Below are 18,656 nucleotides of genomic sequence, written 5' to 3'. Positions count from 1 at the left end.
TGGAACCAAATGCGGAGATCGCCAACTTTTTTTGGTGCTTACGCTAAACTCAGGCAATTCAGGAGCAATTGGGAAGAGGAACGGACTTTGTCGAAGAAGATCGATGTGCGCGCGGACCGCATCATGCGGGCGTTATTACGTGCCGGAGATATATCGGTGCAAGAGCTGGTGGAACAGATTGGCACCTCCGCCCCCAGCATCCGGCGGGACCTTGCGCGGCTGGAGAAACGTGGATTAGTACTTCGCACGCACGGAGGAGCGACGCTGGTGGAACAGTTGCTGTACGAACCATTCCGCCACGATACGTCGTTTCAGGCGCGCGAGTTGCGCATGGCCGATGAAAAACGGCGGATAGGGCTTGCCGCGAGCGAGTTGATCGCCGAAAAGGAGACGATCGGGCTGACTGCCGGGACGACGACGACGCAGATCGGAAGGTCACTTCGGCATCGGCGCGGCATCTCCGTGATTACAAATGCTTTGAACATCGGCATGGAACTTTGCAATCAGCCGGCTATCAAGACGACGCTCACCGGAGGTTCGCTAGCCTGGGCGTGGACCTTTGCGCTGGCCGGGCAGCCGGCCTTGAATACGCTCCGCGACGTCTACCTGGACAAAGCATTTCTCAGCGTGACGGGATTCGATCTCGAACGCGGCGTGACGACGCTTGAGACGGAGGAAGCGACCGTCTCCCTCGCAATGCTGCGGCAGGCGAAGGAGGTCATTGTGGTCGCGGACTCGAGCAAGATTGGGCATGTCAGCCCTGCGTTGATCTGCCCCATCTCTGCGATCCATGTGCTGGTGACGGACTCGGCTGTACCTGCCGACTTGGTGAAGGCTTTGAAGGCGAAGGGAATAAAGGTGGTCATCGCCTAGCGGATGTTGCTAAGACGAGCAAAAGATCCCCTGGCCCTCTAAGTTTGAAAAGGGCCGGTCTTATGGCTGGGTGGGCGGAGGAGGAATTCCAGCCTCCTCCGCCGTCGGCAGGACTTTGTCCTGCTGCCAGCGGTCGATGAGCGTACTGATCTGGTCGCCACGCCGCTGCCAGTTCTCAATCTGCAGGTCGTAGCGGACGAGCACATTGTCCAGCCAATAGGGACGATTCTCCGCCAGCCAGCTTGCCCGGTAGAGATTCTTGATCATCGAGTAGCCGTCGCGGAGATCTTCGCAGCGGCCATTCATGCTGCTGATGGAATAGAGCAGCTCCCGTGTCTCGGTCTCGTGGGCCTTGTCGTCTTTCTGGGCGTAAGCGCGGGCATAGGCGATGCTGATCTCCTCCGATAACTGGAACTTCATGCCGATGAAGTCGATACGCCGTGCGGCCATCTCCATGGCAAGCAGGGCGTCACGCTCCCGGATGTGAGGATCGGTCGCAAGCACGGTCTCGATCAGCTCGATGGCTCGCTCTGCCTGTAGACGCGCCTTTGGAATCGTGCCGCGAATCTTCGCAGCCTTCTTCCGCCCAGCCTCGCTCCAGGGGTCGAGCCAGAAGGTGTCGTCCGATACATCGAGGCCGTCGACGGCAGCCATCAGATTGCGCTGTGCCTCGTCGATGCGGCCCGTTGTGTCGCCATAGAACGTGGTGCCGAAGGTCACCTGGTAGGCTGCGCCGTCGCTCTTTCCGGGCTGCCACCCGGCAGCGCCGCCGAAGAGGACGCCGAACCAGTCAAGATTGAAGAGGCCCTCACCATCATCGTTCCAGACGGTAGTCAGCTCGCCGGTACTGCCCAGTCGCTGTCCGGATTCGACGAAGCCGGAGATGTTATCCAGCGCGGTGTTGCCGAGCGGATAGACGACGCGCCAATTGGCGTCTCCGGGGGCGACCCAGGTCTCGATGCCTACCTTCTTGAACGGCGTAATGTTGGCGTCGTAGTTGTCCTGGTGCCAGTAGATCCACGGGATGGCGATCATGTCCTTGGGCAGACGCGCAACCGAGGCGGGGTCGCTGCTGCCGAGGTCTCCCCAGAAGAGCAGTCGCCGATTCAGAGGCGAGAGAGTCTTGTGAATGGAAGTGAGGAAGTCCGCGTAGACGGGGCCGAGGCCGCGCTTGTCGACATCCGGCTTGGTACGGCCGGTGCCCAGCTCGAAGGTCTCGTCCGCGCCGATGTGTAGGAAGGGGCTGGGGAAGTCTTCGGCGATCTGGGTAAACCAGTTTTTGATCTGCGGCAGAGTGCCCGCCTGCCCGGGAGCGATCACATGGCCGTGCGGGCTCTCGGCGATGTCCGCGTACTTCTCGTATTTCAGGACATGGTGAAGATGGCCGAACGCTTCCTGCTCCGGGACGATGGTGATATGCAGGCTGCGCGCGAAGGCCGCAAGCTCCTGCGATTCGGCACGAGTGAGCGAGGCTCCTGGAGGCGCGGCGAGCGGATCGCTCGCGTACTGCAGCGTGTGCTCGAAGTAGGGGGAGTAAAGGTTGATCTTGTGTGCGGCGAAGACCTCAAGCTGGTGCTTCTGGAAGGCGAGCGTGGGCATGGGGCCGCGGGCCAGGTCGTCGTGAACGCCGCGATACTTCATTGCAGGCCAGTCGCGTATGGTGCCCGTCCACACCTTGTTGCTTCCGCCGTCGGACTCGACGAGCTGCTTCAGAGTCTGTACGCCATAGAAAACGCCCGCAGCGGTCTCGCCGATGATCTCGACATGACCGGGAGTGGAGACCAGGACGTAGCCTTCATCGTGCATCGCCGGATCGAAGGCAAGCTTGCTCTGGCTGAGCATCTTTCTTGCTGCGGTTGAATCCGACCGGAGCAGAGCGACAGTGAGGTCGGGGCCCCCTGTCGCCGGCGTCACTAGGACTCCACGCTCAGTCAGGATCTTCTCAAGATCGTGCGCGGCGAAGTTGTCCTCTGCGTCTCCTCCTGGAGCCGTCACAAGCGCAGAGTGAACTGGCAGTCGCTCTTCGGCGTGGATCTCACGCGGCTGCGGCGTCAACACAGGATGCGACGGAGTCTGCCCCGAAGCTGCGGTTGTCAAAGCTAAGCCGAGCAGGGAAGCTGTGATTCCAAGATCTAAACCCGATGGCAGGAAGCAACGTAAGGTAGAAGCGATCATATTTGTGAGGGTATCCTCAAAGTGATTGTTTGATGGCTAAATGTACATTGTTGCGGGCCAGGTTGCACAGATCGGGTTCAGCACGACAGGATGAGGTAGAGGGGAATGATGAACCAGCTATTTACGAGGGAACTAGTTCGAGCAGGATGGAGCGCGGTGGCCGCTGCCTCGATCCTTTGCAACGCTGGAAACGTGGTTCTCGCTCAATCTGAGGTTGCACCCTCGCCGCCGACGCCGCTCATGGTGGACGGGTCGCAGTTCAAGCTGCAGGGCAAGCCCTTCCGGATTCTCTCGGGCGAGGTGGAGTATGCCCGCATCCCGCGAGCCGACTGGCGTGACCGGCTCCGCAAGGTTCGTGCGCTGGGATTGAACACCATCACCATCTACGTCTTCTGGGACCTGCATGAGCCGCAGCCGGGTGTCTATGACTTCCATGGTCAGAATGATGTCGCGGAGTTTGTCCGCGAGGCGCAGCAAGAGGGCCTCTATGTCGTCCTACGGCCGGGGCCGTATGTCTGCGCGGAGTGGGATTTAGGCGGCTATCCTTCGTGGCTGCTGAAGGACCACGCGATGCTTCTGCGAAGCGCGCAGGAGAGCTATCTTAAGCCGGTCCGAAGGTGGATGAAGCGTCTGGGCGAAGAGCTTGCGGCGCTGCAGGCGAGCCGCGGAGGTCCGATCATAGCCGTGCAGGTAGAGAACGAGTACGGCTCGTTCGATGTGAAGGAAGATCGTGGCGACTACATGCGCAAGGTGAAACAGATCGTCATCGACTCAGGATTTGGCGAGTCGCTCCTCTACACGGCGGATGGTGGCGACGAGGAGCCGAAGGGATCGTTGCCCGGAGTCTTCGCAGCGGTGGATTACGGCACCGGTGACTCCGACCGCTCGGTCGCGCAGATGAAGGCGTTCCGTCCCAACGCACCTGTCTATGCAGCGGAGTACTGGGACGGCTGGTTCGATCACTGGGGCGAGAAGCATCAGCTTACCGACGGGGCCAAGCAGGAGGCTGAGATTCGTTCGGTGATTGAGAAGGGCTACTCGATCAACCTGTACATGATCCACGGCGGCACCAGCTTCGGTTGGATGAATGGAGCGAACTCCGGGGATGCAGGCTATCAGCCGGATGTGTCGAGCTACGACTATGACGCTCCCATCGACGAAGCCGGAAGGCCAAGGCCGAAGTACTTCGCTCTGCGCAAGATGATCGCCGAGGTGACGCACACGACGCCACCTCCGGTGCCTGATTCCGCTCCACTGATGACGCTGCTTGCGGTGAAGCTGACCGAGTCGCGTTCGCTTTGGTCAGGGCTGCCGAAGAGTGTGCATTCGTCATCGCCGTTGTCGATGGAGGATGTCGATCAGGCGTATGGCTACATCCTTTATCGGACGAAGATCGCGACAGACAGCCCGAAGGATGCGACGCTGCACTTCGATGCGTTGCACAGTTACGCGCGCGTCTATCTCGACGGGCAACTCGCAGGTGTTGTCGACCGCAGGCTAGGGCAGTCGGAGTTGAATCTGACGGCGAAAGCTGGGCAACAGCTTGACCTGCTGGTGGAGAACTCAGGACGCATCAACTTCACAACCAACATTCGCGGCGAGCGAGCGGGAATCGTTGGCGATGTGAAGCTGAACGGAGCGGTGCTGCATAACTTCGAGATTGTTTCGCTACCACTGAATGAGCCGCCGTCGGAGGGCTACTCCGCAACGGGCTGTGTGGGGCCGTGCTTCTATCGTGGAGGATTTACGGTGTCGAAGGTCGGCGACACTTTCCTCAACACGGCGTCGTTGGGCAAGGGCGTCGTCTGGGTCAATGGGCATCTGCTTGGCCGCTACTGGAACGTCGGGCCGATGGGCAGTCTGTTCCTTCCCGGCGCGTGGCTGCATGAGGGCGTCAATGCCATCACGGTGATGGATCTCAACGGCGGCAAAGAGATCGAGGTGAGGGGGGACGACCATCCCACGTACCTCGACCCGAAGCCGGAGTCGACCGAGCCTAAGGCTTGAGCGATATGCGGAACGTGTAGGCATGGTGGCCTACTGGTGAAGCCGGAAGCTTGATGTGGAGGCCATCAGCCTTTTGGTGCCAAGCGAGCTTCTCGCCATAACCAAGCAGCGTCACGTCGCCTATGGCCACCGCTGGCGACGCGAAGGAGCGGATGAAGCTCTCACCACTCACTGGCCAGCCGAGCTCTATCGCGTAGACGAACCCCTTATTCGTGGTGAAGCGATAGTCCTCGGGGGTGAAGGGCTTTTCGACCTTGTCCTGCATAGTGCCGGTGGCGATCTGGGTGGGGCCTTCGCCGAACTTCGTCCAGGGGCGGCTGCCGTAGATCGCCTCACCGTTGACGTTGAGCCACCCACCAATCTCCAGCAGTGTCTGCTGCGCGGCTTCGGGAATGGTGCCGTCGGCACGCGGCCCAATATTCAACAGGAGGTTTCCGTTCTTGCTCACGACGTCGACTAGTTCGTGGATCAGCGGCGTGGGCTGCTTGTAGGTGTCGCCGTCGATGTAGCCCCAGCTTTCGTTGCTGAGCGACGTGTCTGTCTGCCAGGGTAGAACGCGAATGCCGGGAAGTTGACCGCGTTCCACGTCGAGCACGCCGGCGCCCTCGTGCATGTTGTCGAACTTGTAGTTCATCACCACGGCTTGCTGATGTTGTGCGGCGTAGTTGTAATAGAAGGCGGCGAAGCGGCGCTCGGTCTCGCGGAAGGATGGCTGGCCGACCCACCAGTCGAAGTAAAGCAGGTCGGGGTGATACTTCTCGACGATCTCTGATGTCCGCGCGAGCCAATCCTCACGGAAGGCGGCGGAGACGTAAGTAAAGTCCTTGCTTAGTGCCGCATCGTCCTCGCTTTCAAGATTGCGAATCTGCGCCGGACCGTAGAGCGAGGCGTACTTCGGATCGTTTATGTCCGAGTCGATCTTGCGGCCGCCATCGAAGAACCAGTCGTGCTCGGCGCGATGCGACGACGCTCCTAACTTCATTCCGTTGGCTCGAATAGCAACTGCGAGATCGCCATAGAGGTCTCTGTGCGGCCCCATCTTTGCTGCGCTCCACTCCGTGAGGTCGGAGTTGTACAGGGGGAAGCCGTCATGGTGCTCCGCGACGGGGACGACGTAGCGCGCACCCGCTCGCTCGAAGAGGGACGCCCACGCCGCCGGATCGAAGTGCTCCATGCGGAACTGCGGGATGAAGTCCTTGTAGCCAAACTTCGTCTGAGGGCCAAAGGTGGCCATGTGATGTGCGAAATCCTTCTCCGACGGGAGATACATATTGCGCGAGTACCACTCCGAACCCGAAGCTGGGACCGAAAAGACGCCCCAGTGGATGAAGATTCCGAATTTGGCATCGCGATACCAGTCGGGGACGGTCTGCATGCTCAGACTCTCCCAGTCGTCGCGGAACGGGCCGGTGGCGATTGTCTGGTCGGCCAGGGAGAGAATGCGCTGACGCTGCGTCGCGAACTGCCTCGTCGCAAGTATCCAGGAACGATCAATTTGGTCTGGAGTGAGCAGATTTGCAGTCGCATGTAGGTCATTTGTCCGTTTATCGGATTGTTTAGCCGTGCTTTGAGCCAAACCAAAATGAACGCAGAGGAGTGCAAAGATGAGCGCCAAGGCCGCTTTCGGGAGAATTTTGCTTGTTTTGAATGTAAGTGAGCAGAATTCTGAAGATTTATGCACTTCCCAAGACATATCCCATCTCCGATGAAATTTATTTATTGTAAAAATTCCGCAACAGGGATAAATTTCTTTCATTCAATCAGTTTTGTTCACCTTGGCTCCATTTGAACAAAAAAATGGCTCTTGGTCCTATCAAAAAGTCTAGACCCGTGCCCTTCCACCTTTTCGCGCCAGGAGCTCCGCCAACGCAAGTAGCCACAGACACGAACCTCGGGGCCATCAGGCGCGTGTCCAGGTAACACACACATCGGATGCCGCACTTCGTTGCAGACCAGTAGCGATCAATCCGATTTCACAGTGTACGAACGTCCCACATTTTGGAGGCAGCATGATCAAACGGAAAGCACTTTCGCAACCGCTTGCGATCCTATTCACGGCCATTCTTTTCTTGGCGTCGTGTAGGACATACGCGCAGACGATCACTGGAGCGGTCACAGGCACCGTCGTTGACTCGACCGGAGCGATTATCCCGAACGCTACCGTCACCGCCACGAACGTCCAGACCGGCGTGGCGACCCCTACCCACACCAATCAAGACGGAATCTACTTTATCCGTTTCCTCCAGATCGGCCGGTACAAGGTTGAAGTCGACGCTCCTGGCTTCAACAAGCAGGCCACCAGCGAGTTCGGCCTGGAGGTTCAACAGGAAGCTCGTATCGACGTGAAGATGTCGGTGGGTGCGGACAGCCAGGCCGTTACGGTCACAGACACGGCACCGATTCTTAACGCCGAGAATCCGACAACGGGAGTTACCATCACGGCCGCGGTTGCAACCGAACTGCCCCTCCAGGCACGTAACTTCTCCTCCCTTACCACCCTTACCCCGGGAGCCGTCGCCACCGCGCCTGCGAACGCCAACAGCGTTGGTCGCCCTACCTATAACTCCGGCTTCTTCGTTAACGGCAACCGCGAGCAGACCAACAACTACACGCTGGACGGCGTCGATATCAACGACGCGATCGACAACTACATCAATTTCTCCCCGAACGTCGACGCGATCGGCGAACTGCACATCATCAGCGGCAACGCCACCGCAGAGTACGGCAACGCCAACGGCGGCCAGGTCGTCATGGTCACCAAAAGCGGAACGAATCAGTTCCACGGAAACGCTTTCTGGTTCCTTGAGAACACGAACCTGAATGCCGACAGCTGGACGAACAAGCACTTCGCCGATCCTGCAAGCAGGGGCGGGGTTCCGGACTTGAACCGTAGCATCTTCGGCGGCACACTCGGAGGCCCGGTCTTCCGCGACAGGCTCTTCTTCTTTGTGGACTATCAGGGTGCCCGTCAGCACAACAACACCACCGAAGGTGACAGCGTGGCGACCGCTGCCATGCGCGCCGGTTTCGCCCCGGGGCTTCAACAGAATGTTGCCATCCTTAATCCCGTTGCACAATATCTCTTCGCACATCCTGAGATCTATCCGCTTCCCAACGTAAACGTGGCCGCGAATGCTGATGGAAGCGCACCTCTGAACAACTACGTCGGAACGAGATCGAGCGCTACGACGAACAACCAGGGCGACATCAAGGTCGACGGCAAGCTGACCAGGAATGACAACCTCTCCGGACGCTTCACCATTGGGCGCGAGTACGACGGTGACAGCAAGGTCTCCATTCCTACTCGTCCTGGTGGAACCAACATCAGCCCCTATACCGGCTTCTCAGTCATTTGGACTCACGTCATCTCCAACAATGTGGTGAACGAAGCGCGTGCCGGATTCAGCCGCGGTCGCTTCTCGAACCTCGTCTCGGATCCCGCCGGCAAGATTGGCGCAAATGGCAACAGTGATGCAGGCATCCCCGGAAGCCAGGTTGCTCCGGGTCTCGCGGGCATCTACATCAGCGGTAACAATCTCGGTAGCCCGTCCGGGAGTACCCCAGCCTTCGGCGGCAACGGCGTCCAGAACGACAGCCTCACGAACGCCTTTACCTACGGTGACAACGTGAGCTGGCAGATTGGCCGGCACTCGCTGAAGTTTGGCGGAACGGCGATTCGTTATCAATCAAACCGCAACTACTCCGGTAATGACGGCGTTCTCGGCCACTTCGACTACAACGGCACTTACAGCCAAAAGACGTACGGTACCACCGATGCCTGGGCTGACTTTCTGCTCAACCAGTCCTCCGCCTTTGGCCAGGGCTCTTACGTCACCAAGTGGGGCCAGCGCCAGTGGCGCGACGCTCTCTTCTTCCAGGACGACTGGAAGGTCACCCCGAACCTCACCATCAACCTGGGCATGCGTTGGGAGTATGATCAGCCGCTGTATGAGTCGCACGATCGCGAGTCGAACCTGAGCCTCGCGACCGGTGCCATCACCATCGCCGGACAGAACGGTGCCAGCGCCGCTCTCTACAAACCGTTCTACAACGGTTACATGCCGCGCGTCGGGTTTGCTTACTCGCCTGCAGACCTCAAGGGCAAGTTCGTCATTCGCGGCGGATATGGCATCACCAACTTCCTCGAGGGCACAGGCGCGAACCTTCGCTTGACGCTCAACCCACCCTTCTTCAGTAACTCGGCTGGTACGCAGAGCGGCGACAGCGCTTACTTCCAGACCGGAAACGGCTTCCCGCTGCCCACCTCGACCAATATCTGGTCCGGAAACGTTCGCGCCTGGGAGCCCAACCTCAAGCCCGCTCTTATCCAGCAGTTCAACCTGACGACCGAGACGCAGCTCTCGGCCAACACGTCGCTCATCATCGCCTACCTGGGACAGAGCGGACACCACTTGGTCGATCCGCGTGAGGGCAACCAGCGCACCTGCCCCACCTGCCCTCTGCCGATCACAACCCTCTCGCAACTCGCTCCGTTCTCTGCCGCATCACCGAATCCAGTGATCTCGGGTATCTCGAACATCAGCTACACGGAGTCGGAGTCGAGCATGAACTATAACTCGCTGCAGGTCACTGGCCGTCAGCGGGTCACGCACGGGCTGGAAGTGTTGACGAACTACACCTACAGCAAGGGCCTGACCAACAACCTCGGTTACTACGGCGGCAGCCACACATCATCGCAGAGCGCCTACTGGCAGGATGCGTACAACGGTCGCGGCGACTACGGTCCGGCGTTCTTCGATGCGAAGAGCATCTTCAGCTTCGCCGGATACTACGAACTGCCCTTCGGTCGTGGACGTCTCTACGGTTCGAACATGAACCGTGTTCTTGACGAAGCGGTCGGCGGATGGAAGCTTGGTGCTATCGCCAACCTCCACTCCGGCTTCCCGTTCACGGTCAGCTCGCCGGGTAACTACTCAGTCAATCAGCGTGCAAACCGCGGCAACCACTATCGCACGCTGATCGTGAAGGGCCGTTCGGTCGATCACTGGTTCGGTACTGACCCCTCGGCGACCGCCTGCGGTGTCGACCAGGACAACGGAACTTGCGCCTATGGTCAGGAGAGCACGACCGGATTCGGAACAGCAGCTGTCGGCTCCGAGCGCTCGCCCGGCTACAAGGGAGTGGACGCGAACCTGAGCAAGTCCTTCGCGATCCGTGAAGGAACCAACCTCCAGTTCCGCGCCAACTTCTACAACGTCCTCAACACGACCAGCCTGGGATCGCCGCAGAACGACATCTCGTCGAGCAGCTTCGGCCAGATTAGCGACACCGTCTCCACTGAACGCCAGATCGAACTCGCGCTGAAGCTCACCTTCTAAGCAGGTTCGCATCAACCGAAATAAATGCCAGCCAGAATTGCGGGAGACCGCACTCTGGCTGGCATTATCTTTGCGGGTATTGAGCCGTGGCCAACACTTTCTTTCGTAGCATAGGAGTTGAGGGCAAAGATGAAGAGACGATTCCAACAATTGCTGATGGCAAGCATCGGCGCGGTAGTTATATTCAGTTCATTGGCAGCACACGCCCAGAAGACTGAGTTCTGGATGGGCAACGGTGTTGCCGCTGTGAACTCTTTTATGGCGCATAAGGACAAGATCGATATCATTTCGCCGACTTGGTATCAGATCGACGAGACCGGGCTTGTGACGGGTGAGCCTAATGAAGTTGTTCTCAAGGCGGCTAAGGCCTCGCACCTGACGATCGTCCCGCTGTTTGCGATCTTCGATCATGTGAAGATCCATCAGTTGATCAATGATCAGAAGGCGCAGGACGAGATGAACAAGGCCTTACTTCGCGAGTGCAAAGAGCATGGCTACGACGGCATCAACTATGACGTCGAAGATGTGATGTGGACCGATCGCGATGCTCTCTCCGCGATGGTGAAGAAGACCGCCGACCTGTTGCACGCGGAGCATCTGCAGATCCAGATCGATGTCGTTCCCAACGCTCCGGGGCACGCAGGCGAAACGGCCTTTGGCAAGTGGATCTTCGAGGAGTGGCGCGGTGGCTACGACCTGAAGGCATTGGCCGAATCGGTCGACACAATCTGCCTGATGACCTATGACCAGCACACGCATTGGACAACTCCCGGACCTGTCGGCGGATGGATCTGGACGAAGGACAACCTCGACTATGCTCTGAAGGTTGTTCCCCCGCAGAAACTCTCGCTGGGCATAGCTATCTATGGATATCGCTGGTACACAGGCGATCCCGGTCTGGGTAAGGCGGAGAAGAAGCCGAACGAGACTTCGGACTTTATCTCCGGCCCGGAGATCGAGATGCTTCGTGAGCGCTTCCACGGAGTTCCACAATGGGATGAGGTGGACCACACGCCCTGGTTCTACTACTACCGCGACCAGATGCGCGAGTGGATCTTCTGGACCGACAAGCACGCGTTCAAGGATCGCTATGAGCTTGCAGGCAGCAATAAGGTTTTCAGCATCTGCTCCTGGGATCTGGGCGACGAAGATCCCTCCATCTGGGACGCCGTTCCAAGTCGCAGATAGTCCCGTTCTGGTAGGCTTCGCAAAGTGGGCCCGCGCAAGCGGGCCCACGCCGTCTAAGGAGGACCGTGAAACGGATGTGGGCTAGAAGACTTCAGAAGAGCGGATGCGCTCTAAACCTGGCTGTAATCTTCGTGACCGCTACGTTGCTTCCCATGAGGATGATCGCAAGCGGTCCCGCGCCGTTGAATCAAGCAGGGAATCCAGCGATGGTTCCTGCGGATCGCCTCTCGGAGGACTGGTGGAAGCAGCGACATGAGGCCGTTCTGCACGATGTTGCTGAGCATCCAGACACCCAGCTTCTGTTGATAGGCGACTCGATCACCAACAACTACGACAAGTCGACGCTGCCAGACGAAAACTTTCAACCAACCTGGAAGACCTTCTATGAGCCCCGTAAGGCACTGAACCTTGGCTTCAGCGGAGACACCACGGCCAACGTATTGTGGCGGCTCGATCACGGCGAGGTTGCGGGCCTTCACCCGACGGTCGCGTTGATCTTGATCGGAACTAACAACACAGGCTTCAAGTCCGAGAGTGCGGAGCAGACAGAGGTCGGTATTGATGCAGTGATTGCAAATCTCGAGCAGCGTCTGCCGGAGACGAAGATTCTCCTGCTCGGCATCCTGCCGAGCGATATCTCAGATTCGAAGACGGAAACGGACCTGGCAGTCAACGCTTATCTCGCAAACGGCTATAGCGAAAATCCAAGGGTGACCTATCTGGAGGTGGGATCGATCTTTTACAAGAACAACAAGCTCGATGCTTCGATCTTCTACGACCCGCGCCTGCCGCAGCATGGCAAGCCGCTGCATCCGGACACCAACGGGCAGCGCATGATGGCGGAGGCGATCGAACCGACGCTGGCGAAGCTCATGGGCGACTCGCCCCGGATGCCGCTTGACGCTATGACGGAGATCAACACGGCGCTGATACCTGTTCCGAAGCTTGAGCAGGACTCGTACGACTGGTATGCGAGGCATCATGCAGAACTGAATACGAAGCTGCGGATCAATCCGAGGGTAGTGATGATCGGCGATTCCATCACGCACTTCTGGGGCGGCTTGCCGAATGCAAACCACGTCAACGGGCCGACGGCGTGGCAACATCTATTCAGGGACGATGCAGGTGCCGTGCTCAACCTTGGCTTCGGTTGGGACAGGACACAGAATGTTCTCTGGAGGCTTCGGCAGGGGGAGTTTGACGGCCTTACGCCGCGAGCCATCGTCCTTATGATCGGTACGAACAACCTATCCGGAAGCAGCAACGCCCGCGCCAGTACTCCACAGGAGATTGTCGCCGGCATCGAAGCGATCCGCGAGGAGCTTCACAGACGATCTCCGAGCAGCCGTTTGATCGTCATGGCAATACTTCCGCGTGGACGAAGCGCGGCGGATCCGTTCCGCGTCAGCATCATTGCGACGAACAAGCTGTTGTCAGCTCGCTTCGGCAACGATGCTTCCGTTACTTACCTCGACATCGGCGCAAAGTTTCTCGACGCTGATGGAACGTTGCCCGTGTCGATGATGTCAGACGGTGTGCATCCGACCGATGCTGGATACGAAATCTGGGCCGATGCCTTGGCGGATACATTTCGCAAGCTGAACACTACACCGTAGGTCAAACGCTGATTAGGCGTTTTGCAGGAGATCGATCATCGTCCGAATCTCCGCTGCGTCGACGGTGTAGTCGAAGCCCAGAGCTTCAGAGTCGTCGATCGCATCATCCGCGGTCGAAACGGTGTGGGCTGAAGTCTTCCGGCGAAGTGATCCGTGGAAGTGTTGGGCGCCAATCGTCTGGCTAAGTGAGGCCGCATTCTGGATGCGCAGGCCGCCGCCTACGGCGATCTCGATTCGACCGGCTGCCTGTTCCACGAGTGCTGCCAGAGAATGAACCCCGACCATGACGTCGCGCTCGCCTCCAGAGGTGAGAACGCGCTCGCACCCGCTCGTAATCACATCTTCGAGTGCCTGTGGCAGCGATGACGTAACGTCGAAGGCACGATGAAAGGTGACCTCCATCGGCCGGGCCATCTTGACCATGGCTTGTGTCGCTTCCACGTCAACGGTCGCGTCGGGGCGCAGGATGCCGAGTACCACTCCTGAAGCTCCGCACAACTTTGCGTGCTCAATATCGGTACACATCACGGCGATCTCCGCCGCGGAGTAGACAAAGTCTCCGCCACGCGGACGGATCAATACATGTACGGGAAGGCCACTCTGCGCGACTGCGTAGGAGAGCAGCCCGTGGCTAGGTGTAAGGCCGCCCTCGCTGAGAGCGGAACAGAGCTCTATGCGATTGGCGCCGCCTTCTTTGGCAGCGAGACAGGCATCGATCGTCTCGGCACACAACTCAAAAACTATCTTGCGCATTGGATTGCTCTTCACTACAAAACTGAACCGGTGCAACGAATGCCCGGAACATGAAAAAAGACAATGTTGCCAGACAATCATACCGGCTGATAAAACTCAGCCGCGGGCTAGGAGCGTAAACTCCCAACCCGCGTCTTACAGAGCTAGACAGAGTTAGAACTTGTAGTTGAGCGAGAGTTGAATGTGACGTTCCTGATTGCGAACATTGCTGATAACACCGAAGTTGGTGTCATGAATGTTGTTGTCCGGATTGGCATAGTCAGCGACGTTCATGATGTTGAAGAAGTCAGCCCGGAAGCCGAGGCTCTGCTCGCGGATGACCTGGAAGTCCTTGAACAGCGACGTGTCGAGCTGATAGTAGCCCGGCGAGCGCTCAGTGCCATTGGCTGCGGTGCCAAACTCGTACGTGGAAGCCTGGCCATAAGCGCAACCATTCGTCTGAACGCCGGAGCCATCTGTGCAGGTTGTCGCTGAAGGGTCAGTTCCGAACCAGTGGTTGATGTTGCGGTTACGAATCTTGATGTGTCCGTACTGGTTTGCACGGGCGCCACCATAGGAGTTAGTGTTGCCGCCATTCGCGGTGATCGTAACCGGCGGACCGGTGAAGGCCTTGAAGGCATTGGTCAGCGACCATCCGCCAAGTACTTCTTGCAGCAAGATGTTCGATCCGGCACCAAACTGGCGTCCGCGACCGTAGGGCAGGGCATACACGATGACGGCATTGAACTGGTGACGAATGTCGTCGCCGGAGACACCGTAGTCGGCCTTGCTGTTGTAGTAATCCTGGAAGGTCTGATCGCCGCTGGTCGTAGCGGTGTTGGGAACGCCGTAGTTGCCGGCAGCGTTGCTGATGGACTTGGCGAAGGTGTAGTTGAAGTTGTACTCAAGGCCGCGGGACTGCTGACGGCGAACGGTTACCTGGAGGCCGTTGTAGTTCGACACGGCACGGGACTCTGTGACGAGGACGGCACCGCCGGCTCCGGCGAGGTTGTAGTAGGGCGTCAAATCAGCCGTGGGGATTGTTGCGTTCGGGTTGGCAGCTAGCAGGGCATTCACGTCCTTTGCCTGAGCCTGCGTGAACTGATTCTCGTTGCCGTAGTCGATCAGGTGGCGGCCGGTCTGGCCGACGTAACCCATTGAGAGGGAAGTATTGGAGCTGAGCTGCGTCTCCAGCGTCAAGTTGTACTGCTGAATGTAGGCAGGCTGAATGTTTTGCGGCCATGCGCTATACCCGGAACCATTTGCCGAGAAGGCGCTTGATCCGACCGTGAAGCCCTGGGATGCGTGAATCGCGACGCCAGCGGAGCTCGCGGCAGGGTTAGCGGCGTTGTAGTTCGCGGTGATGCCCGTGAGGTTGAAGGTCGAGACGAGTGGCGGGTTATCGGTGAGGCGCTGATTGGCAGCGTTGCCTTCGAAGAAGCTGGTCGCTCCATAGCCACCGCGAATCGAGATGTTCGAGGCGGCCTGATAGGCGAAGCCGATGCGCGGCATGATCTGCTTGTAGTTGGCGTTATAGCAGGCGGTAGTGGGGCAAACGATCGAGCCCGCCGGCGCTCCGAACGGAACGGCCTTGGCGTATTCGAGCGTACCGCCATTCAGGGGGATGATGTTCGCGTTCTTGTTGTTGGCCTCGGTCATGGGCTGGTCAAACTCGTAGCGGATGCCGAGGTTGACGGTCAGCTTGGGAAGCAGCTTCCAGTCGTCCTGGAAGTAGCCTGCAACCCGCCACTGGCGATTGCCAAACTCGCCACCGTCTTGGAGGCCATTGTCGTGCGCCGCATCGAAGATGAAGTCAGCTGCAGGCAGTGAGTTGGACGAGTCGGCGGGATTTTCGGTGAAGCTTCCGTTGTAGTGGAAGAAGCCGAGAGCACCGGCGTTCTGGCTCTGCGTATAGTCCTGTTGGTAGCGAACCGCCTGAGCGCCGATCGTAAGGAGGTGCTTGCCCTTCTGCCAGGTGAAGTTGTCGTTGTAACCGAATGTGTTATCGATAAGCAGCTGCGGTGCGGCGCGGTTCCCGATCGACTGAGCTCCGTCGATGGTCTGCTCGGTGAATCCAACATAGCGCTGTGCGCCAAAGGGAATGCCAACCTGCTGGTCGCCGGATGTCCCAAAGCTGCCGAAGCGATCGATCGGCACGCCCTGGTTCCAGTTGGTCCGCGTAAAGCCGGCGTTGAACTGGTTCACGATCGCCGAGGAGAAAGTGTGGACCCAGCTTGCTCCGAACAAGGTCGTCGGGAAGCTGTTCACGCCCGAAAAGCCGATCGGGAAGACAGTGTCCTTACCGTCGCGCGCCCGCGACTGCGCATAGAAACCAGAGATGTGGTCGGCGGTCCCGGGGGTCCAGTCGATCTTGGCATCGAACTGGTTATTTACCAGGTAGCCGCGCTCGGTTCCATTGAAGCGGGGAATATAGGTGCCGGTATCGGCTGGAGCATTCGGTGTCGGGTAAAGATTGGAGTGCGCAGCCAGGTACTTTGCAACGGGGTTGTTGACCGGTACCTGATTGTTGACGAACGGCTGGTACGAGTTGGTCGCGGTGTTGAAGACCTGGGAGTTGTAAAGCTGGAAAGGGATCGCAGAGAAGTCGCCGGACAGCATGGCGGGCGTCAGTACCTGGTAGGAAGCTGCGCTGCTGGCGGGGCGACGAACGCCTTCATAGTCGCCGAAGAAGAAGAGCTTGTCGTGACCGTTATAGAAGTGCGGTATACGAACCGGGCCGCCGAAGGTGCCACCGAACGTCGTCTGGGTATAGCGATTGATGTTCTGTCCGCGGTTCTTGTTGATCCAGCTGTTGGCGTTCAGCTTGTCGTTCTGCAGATAGGCATAGGCGTTGCCGTGGAACGCGTTGGTTCCGCTCTTCAGAACGGACACGATGTCGCCACCGTTCACGTTGCCGTAGATGGCAGGCGCGTTCCCGGAGATGACCTTGATCTCCTGCAGCGCATCGGGCGCGGGATTATAGGAGATCTGGTTGTTCTGTGGCTCGTTCAGGTCTACACCATCCAGGGTGTAGTAGTTTGCCTGGCCGCGATTTCCGTTTACAGAGATCAGGTTGTTGCTCGTCGTGCTGCGCTCAATGGCATTGCTGCCGGTCAACCCGGTTGGATCGGTCATCACAACGCCCGGCGTAAACAGGGCGACTGACTCGAAGTTGCGACCCTCAAGCGGAAGGGTCTGGATTTCGTTCTCGGAGAATGTCGTTCCGATCACCCCGTCGGTGGTGTTGATGATTGGCGCAGAATCGGTCACTTCAACGGAACTGTTGGCCCCACCGACTGCCAGCACCGTGTTGATCTTCACCGTCTGATTGATCTCAAGCGGGAAAGGCGCGGTTTGCTTCTCCGCGAAGCCGGTCGCCGTGGTGCTGATCTTGTACTGCCCGATTGGCAGGAAACGCGCCGAGTAGATGCCGTCTTTATTGGTCTGGACCGGCGTGCTCACCCCGGTTGCGGTGTTGGTCACGGTCACGGTCGCGCCGGGAATCGCCGCTCCGCTAGCGTCTGTCACCTGTCCGGTCACGGCTCCGTCAACGGTTTGGGCGCCGGCCAGATTCGGTAGAAGGCAGCTCGCGGCCAGCAAGAGGAGACAGAGAGCGGTGAAAAAGCGGTTGGTCTTGGTACTCATTGTCGAACACTCCTGTTGGTTCGGAATTGTCTTGTGGCTCTACCGAATCCGGAATCGGTCACGGCTTGTGAATGTGCGATTAAAGATTGGCTTGTGAGAACTGAGAATAGGAATTTGTTGATGAGCTGTCAATCAAATAATCAAAAACGTGACGATTATTTTCACTATGCGTCACGAAATTGAATAAACTGCTTCATCGGTTGCACAAGACAAACGATGCGTCTGTTTCCCGCTTCACGTAGCATGGTTCCGAAGGAGATTCGCTAGGAAATGACTGCAACGAAACAAGATCGGGCGACGCAGATACTTCATCTGCTGCTGCAAAAGGGCAAGGGCAGCGTTGAGGAACTAGCGCTGGCCGTGGATGCCTCGCCGGCCAGCGTGCGCCGTGATCTGATCAAGTTGGAAGAACGAGGCCTCGTGAATCGCCGCCATGGAGGGGCTGAGGTCGCCGGAAAGATGGCCTACGAGCCGTTCCGTTTCGACGCAGCGTTCCCCTTGCGGGAGGAGAGATTCGCGGATGAGAAGCGGCGGATCGCGCTTTCGGCCGCCGCGATGGTCGCCGATGGCGAGACCATTGCGCTCTCCCCTGGCACGACGACTACACAGGTGGCCCGCAGCCTGCGGCATCGCGAAGGAATCCACATCGTGACCAGCGCGGTGAACATCGGCATGGAGCTATCCAGCCTGCCGAATCTTCGCATCACCCTGACAGGCGGCGCGATCCGGTGGCCGGGCTCGTTCTCCATGGTCGGTGCGACGGCCTTCGATTCGTTGCAGCGACTCTTCTTCGACAAGCTCTTTCTCGGAGCCTGCGGCGTCCACCCGAAGCACGGGATCACTGTGATTGAGTCTGACGAGGCGCTGATCTTGAATGAGATGGTGAAGCACTCCAAGCAGGTCGTCGTCGTAGCCGATTCGAGCAAGATCGGCATGATCTCCGCCATGCAGGTGTGTCCCATCGAACAGGTTCAGTGCATCATCACAGATAACAGCGCGGAACCCGGGATGCTGGAACTCTTCGAGCGTCAGGGAGTAAGTGTTGCCTTGGTTTGAAGTAAGTTAAGCGACAGGGAAGGCC

The 18,656-nt window shown here is 58.5% G+C and carries 10 protein-coding genes; 6 read left to right on the top strand and 4 right to left on the bottom strand.

What is annotated here, in order from left to right:
- The first annotated feature begins 87 nt into the window (after window positions 1-87).
- Window positions 88-873 carry a DeoR/GlpR family DNA-binding transcription regulator gene (locus HDF16_RS03180; protein ID WP_184213686.1) on the top strand — a complete coding sequence of 262 codons (786 nt, stop codon included), beginning with the start codon at window positions 88-90 and terminating at the stop codon, window positions 871-873.
- A gap of 60 nt (window positions 874-933) precedes the next feature.
- Here HDF16_RS03180 and HDF16_RS03175 read toward each other — a convergent pair whose 3' ends face one another.
- Window positions 934-3,048, bottom strand: a complete 2,115-nt coding sequence (locus HDF16_RS03175; RefSeq protein WP_184213685.1) for a beta-N-acetylhexosaminidase — start codon at window positions 3,046-3,048, stop codon at window positions 934-936.
- 105 nt (window positions 3,049-3,153) lie between these two features.
- Between HDF16_RS03175 and HDF16_RS03170 the strand changes: the two genes are divergently transcribed.
- A complete protein-coding gene (locus HDF16_RS03170) occupies window positions 3,154-5,055 on the top strand; it encodes a glycoside hydrolase family 35 protein (protein ID WP_246408617.1) in 1,902 nt (633 codons plus the stop codon).
- On the opposite strand, the gene HDF16_RS03165 is transcribed toward HDF16_RS03170, so the two are convergent.
- Window positions 5,045-6,670, bottom strand: coding sequence for an alpha-L-fucosidase (locus tag HDF16_RS03165; protein ID WP_246408616.1), 1,626 nt, complete (start codon window positions 6,668-6,670; stop codon window positions 5,045-5,047). The genes HDF16_RS03170 and HDF16_RS03165 overlap by 11 nt on opposite strands.
- A gap of 394 nt (window positions 6,671-7,064) precedes the next feature.
- On the opposite strand from HDF16_RS03165, the gene HDF16_RS03160 reads away from it, so the two are divergent.
- The 3 genes from HDF16_RS03160 (at window position 7,065) to HDF16_RS03150 (ending at window position 13,198) form a co-directional block, all read left to right on the top strand.
- Complete coding sequence (locus HDF16_RS03160; RefSeq protein WP_184213683.1) at window positions 7,065-10,394, top strand: TonB-dependent receptor; 3,330 nt, start codon at window positions 7,065-7,067, stop codon at window positions 10,392-10,394.
- A 129-nt stretch (window positions 10,395-10,523) separates the two neighbouring features.
- The gene (locus HDF16_RS03155) at window positions 10,524-11,582 is read left to right on the top strand and encodes a glycosyl hydrolase family 18 protein (RefSeq protein ID WP_246408614.1); all 1,059 of its coding nucleotides are present in this window, start codon (window positions 10,524-10,526) and stop codon (window positions 11,580-11,582) included.
- A gap of 74 nt (window positions 11,583-11,656) precedes the next feature.
- Window positions 11,657-13,198: a GDSL-type esterase/lipase family protein gene (locus tag HDF16_RS03150; RefSeq protein WP_184214233.1), complete on the top strand. Its 1,542-nt coding sequence runs from the start codon at window positions 11,657-11,659 to the stop codon at window positions 13,196-13,198.
- Window positions 13,199-13,210: 12 nt separating this feature from the next.
- Here HDF16_RS03150 and HDF16_RS03145 read toward each other — a convergent pair whose 3' ends face one another.
- Window positions 13,211-13,951 (bottom strand): copper homeostasis protein CutC, encoded by a 741-nt coding sequence (locus HDF16_RS03145; protein ID WP_221312447.1) that lies wholly within the window; start codon window positions 13,949-13,951, stop codon window positions 13,211-13,213.
- Window positions 13,952-14,104: 153 nt separating this feature from the next.
- The gene (locus tag HDF16_RS03140) at window positions 14,105-17,575 is read right to left on the bottom strand and encodes a TonB-dependent receptor (RefSeq protein ID WP_184213682.1); all 3,471 of its coding nucleotides are present in this window, start codon (window positions 17,573-17,575) and stop codon (window positions 14,105-14,107) included.
- 270 nt (window positions 17,576-17,845) lie between these two features.
- Between HDF16_RS03140 and HDF16_RS03135 the strand changes: the two genes are divergently transcribed.
- Entirely contained in the window at window positions 17,846-18,631 is a 786-nt protein-coding gene (locus HDF16_RS03135) for a DeoR/GlpR family DNA-binding transcription regulator (RefSeq protein WP_184213681.1), read from the top strand.
- The last annotated feature ends 25 nt before the right edge of the window (window positions 18,632-18,656 follow it).

It is taken from the genome of Granulicella aggregans (genome assembly GCF_014203275.1).
Taxonomy (GTDB): domain Bacteria; phylum Acidobacteriota; class Terriglobia; order Terriglobales; family Acidobacteriaceae; genus Edaphobacter.
The sequence above is the reverse complement of the archived record's forward strand: the minus strand, read 5'-3'. Positions and strand labels throughout refer to the sequence as shown.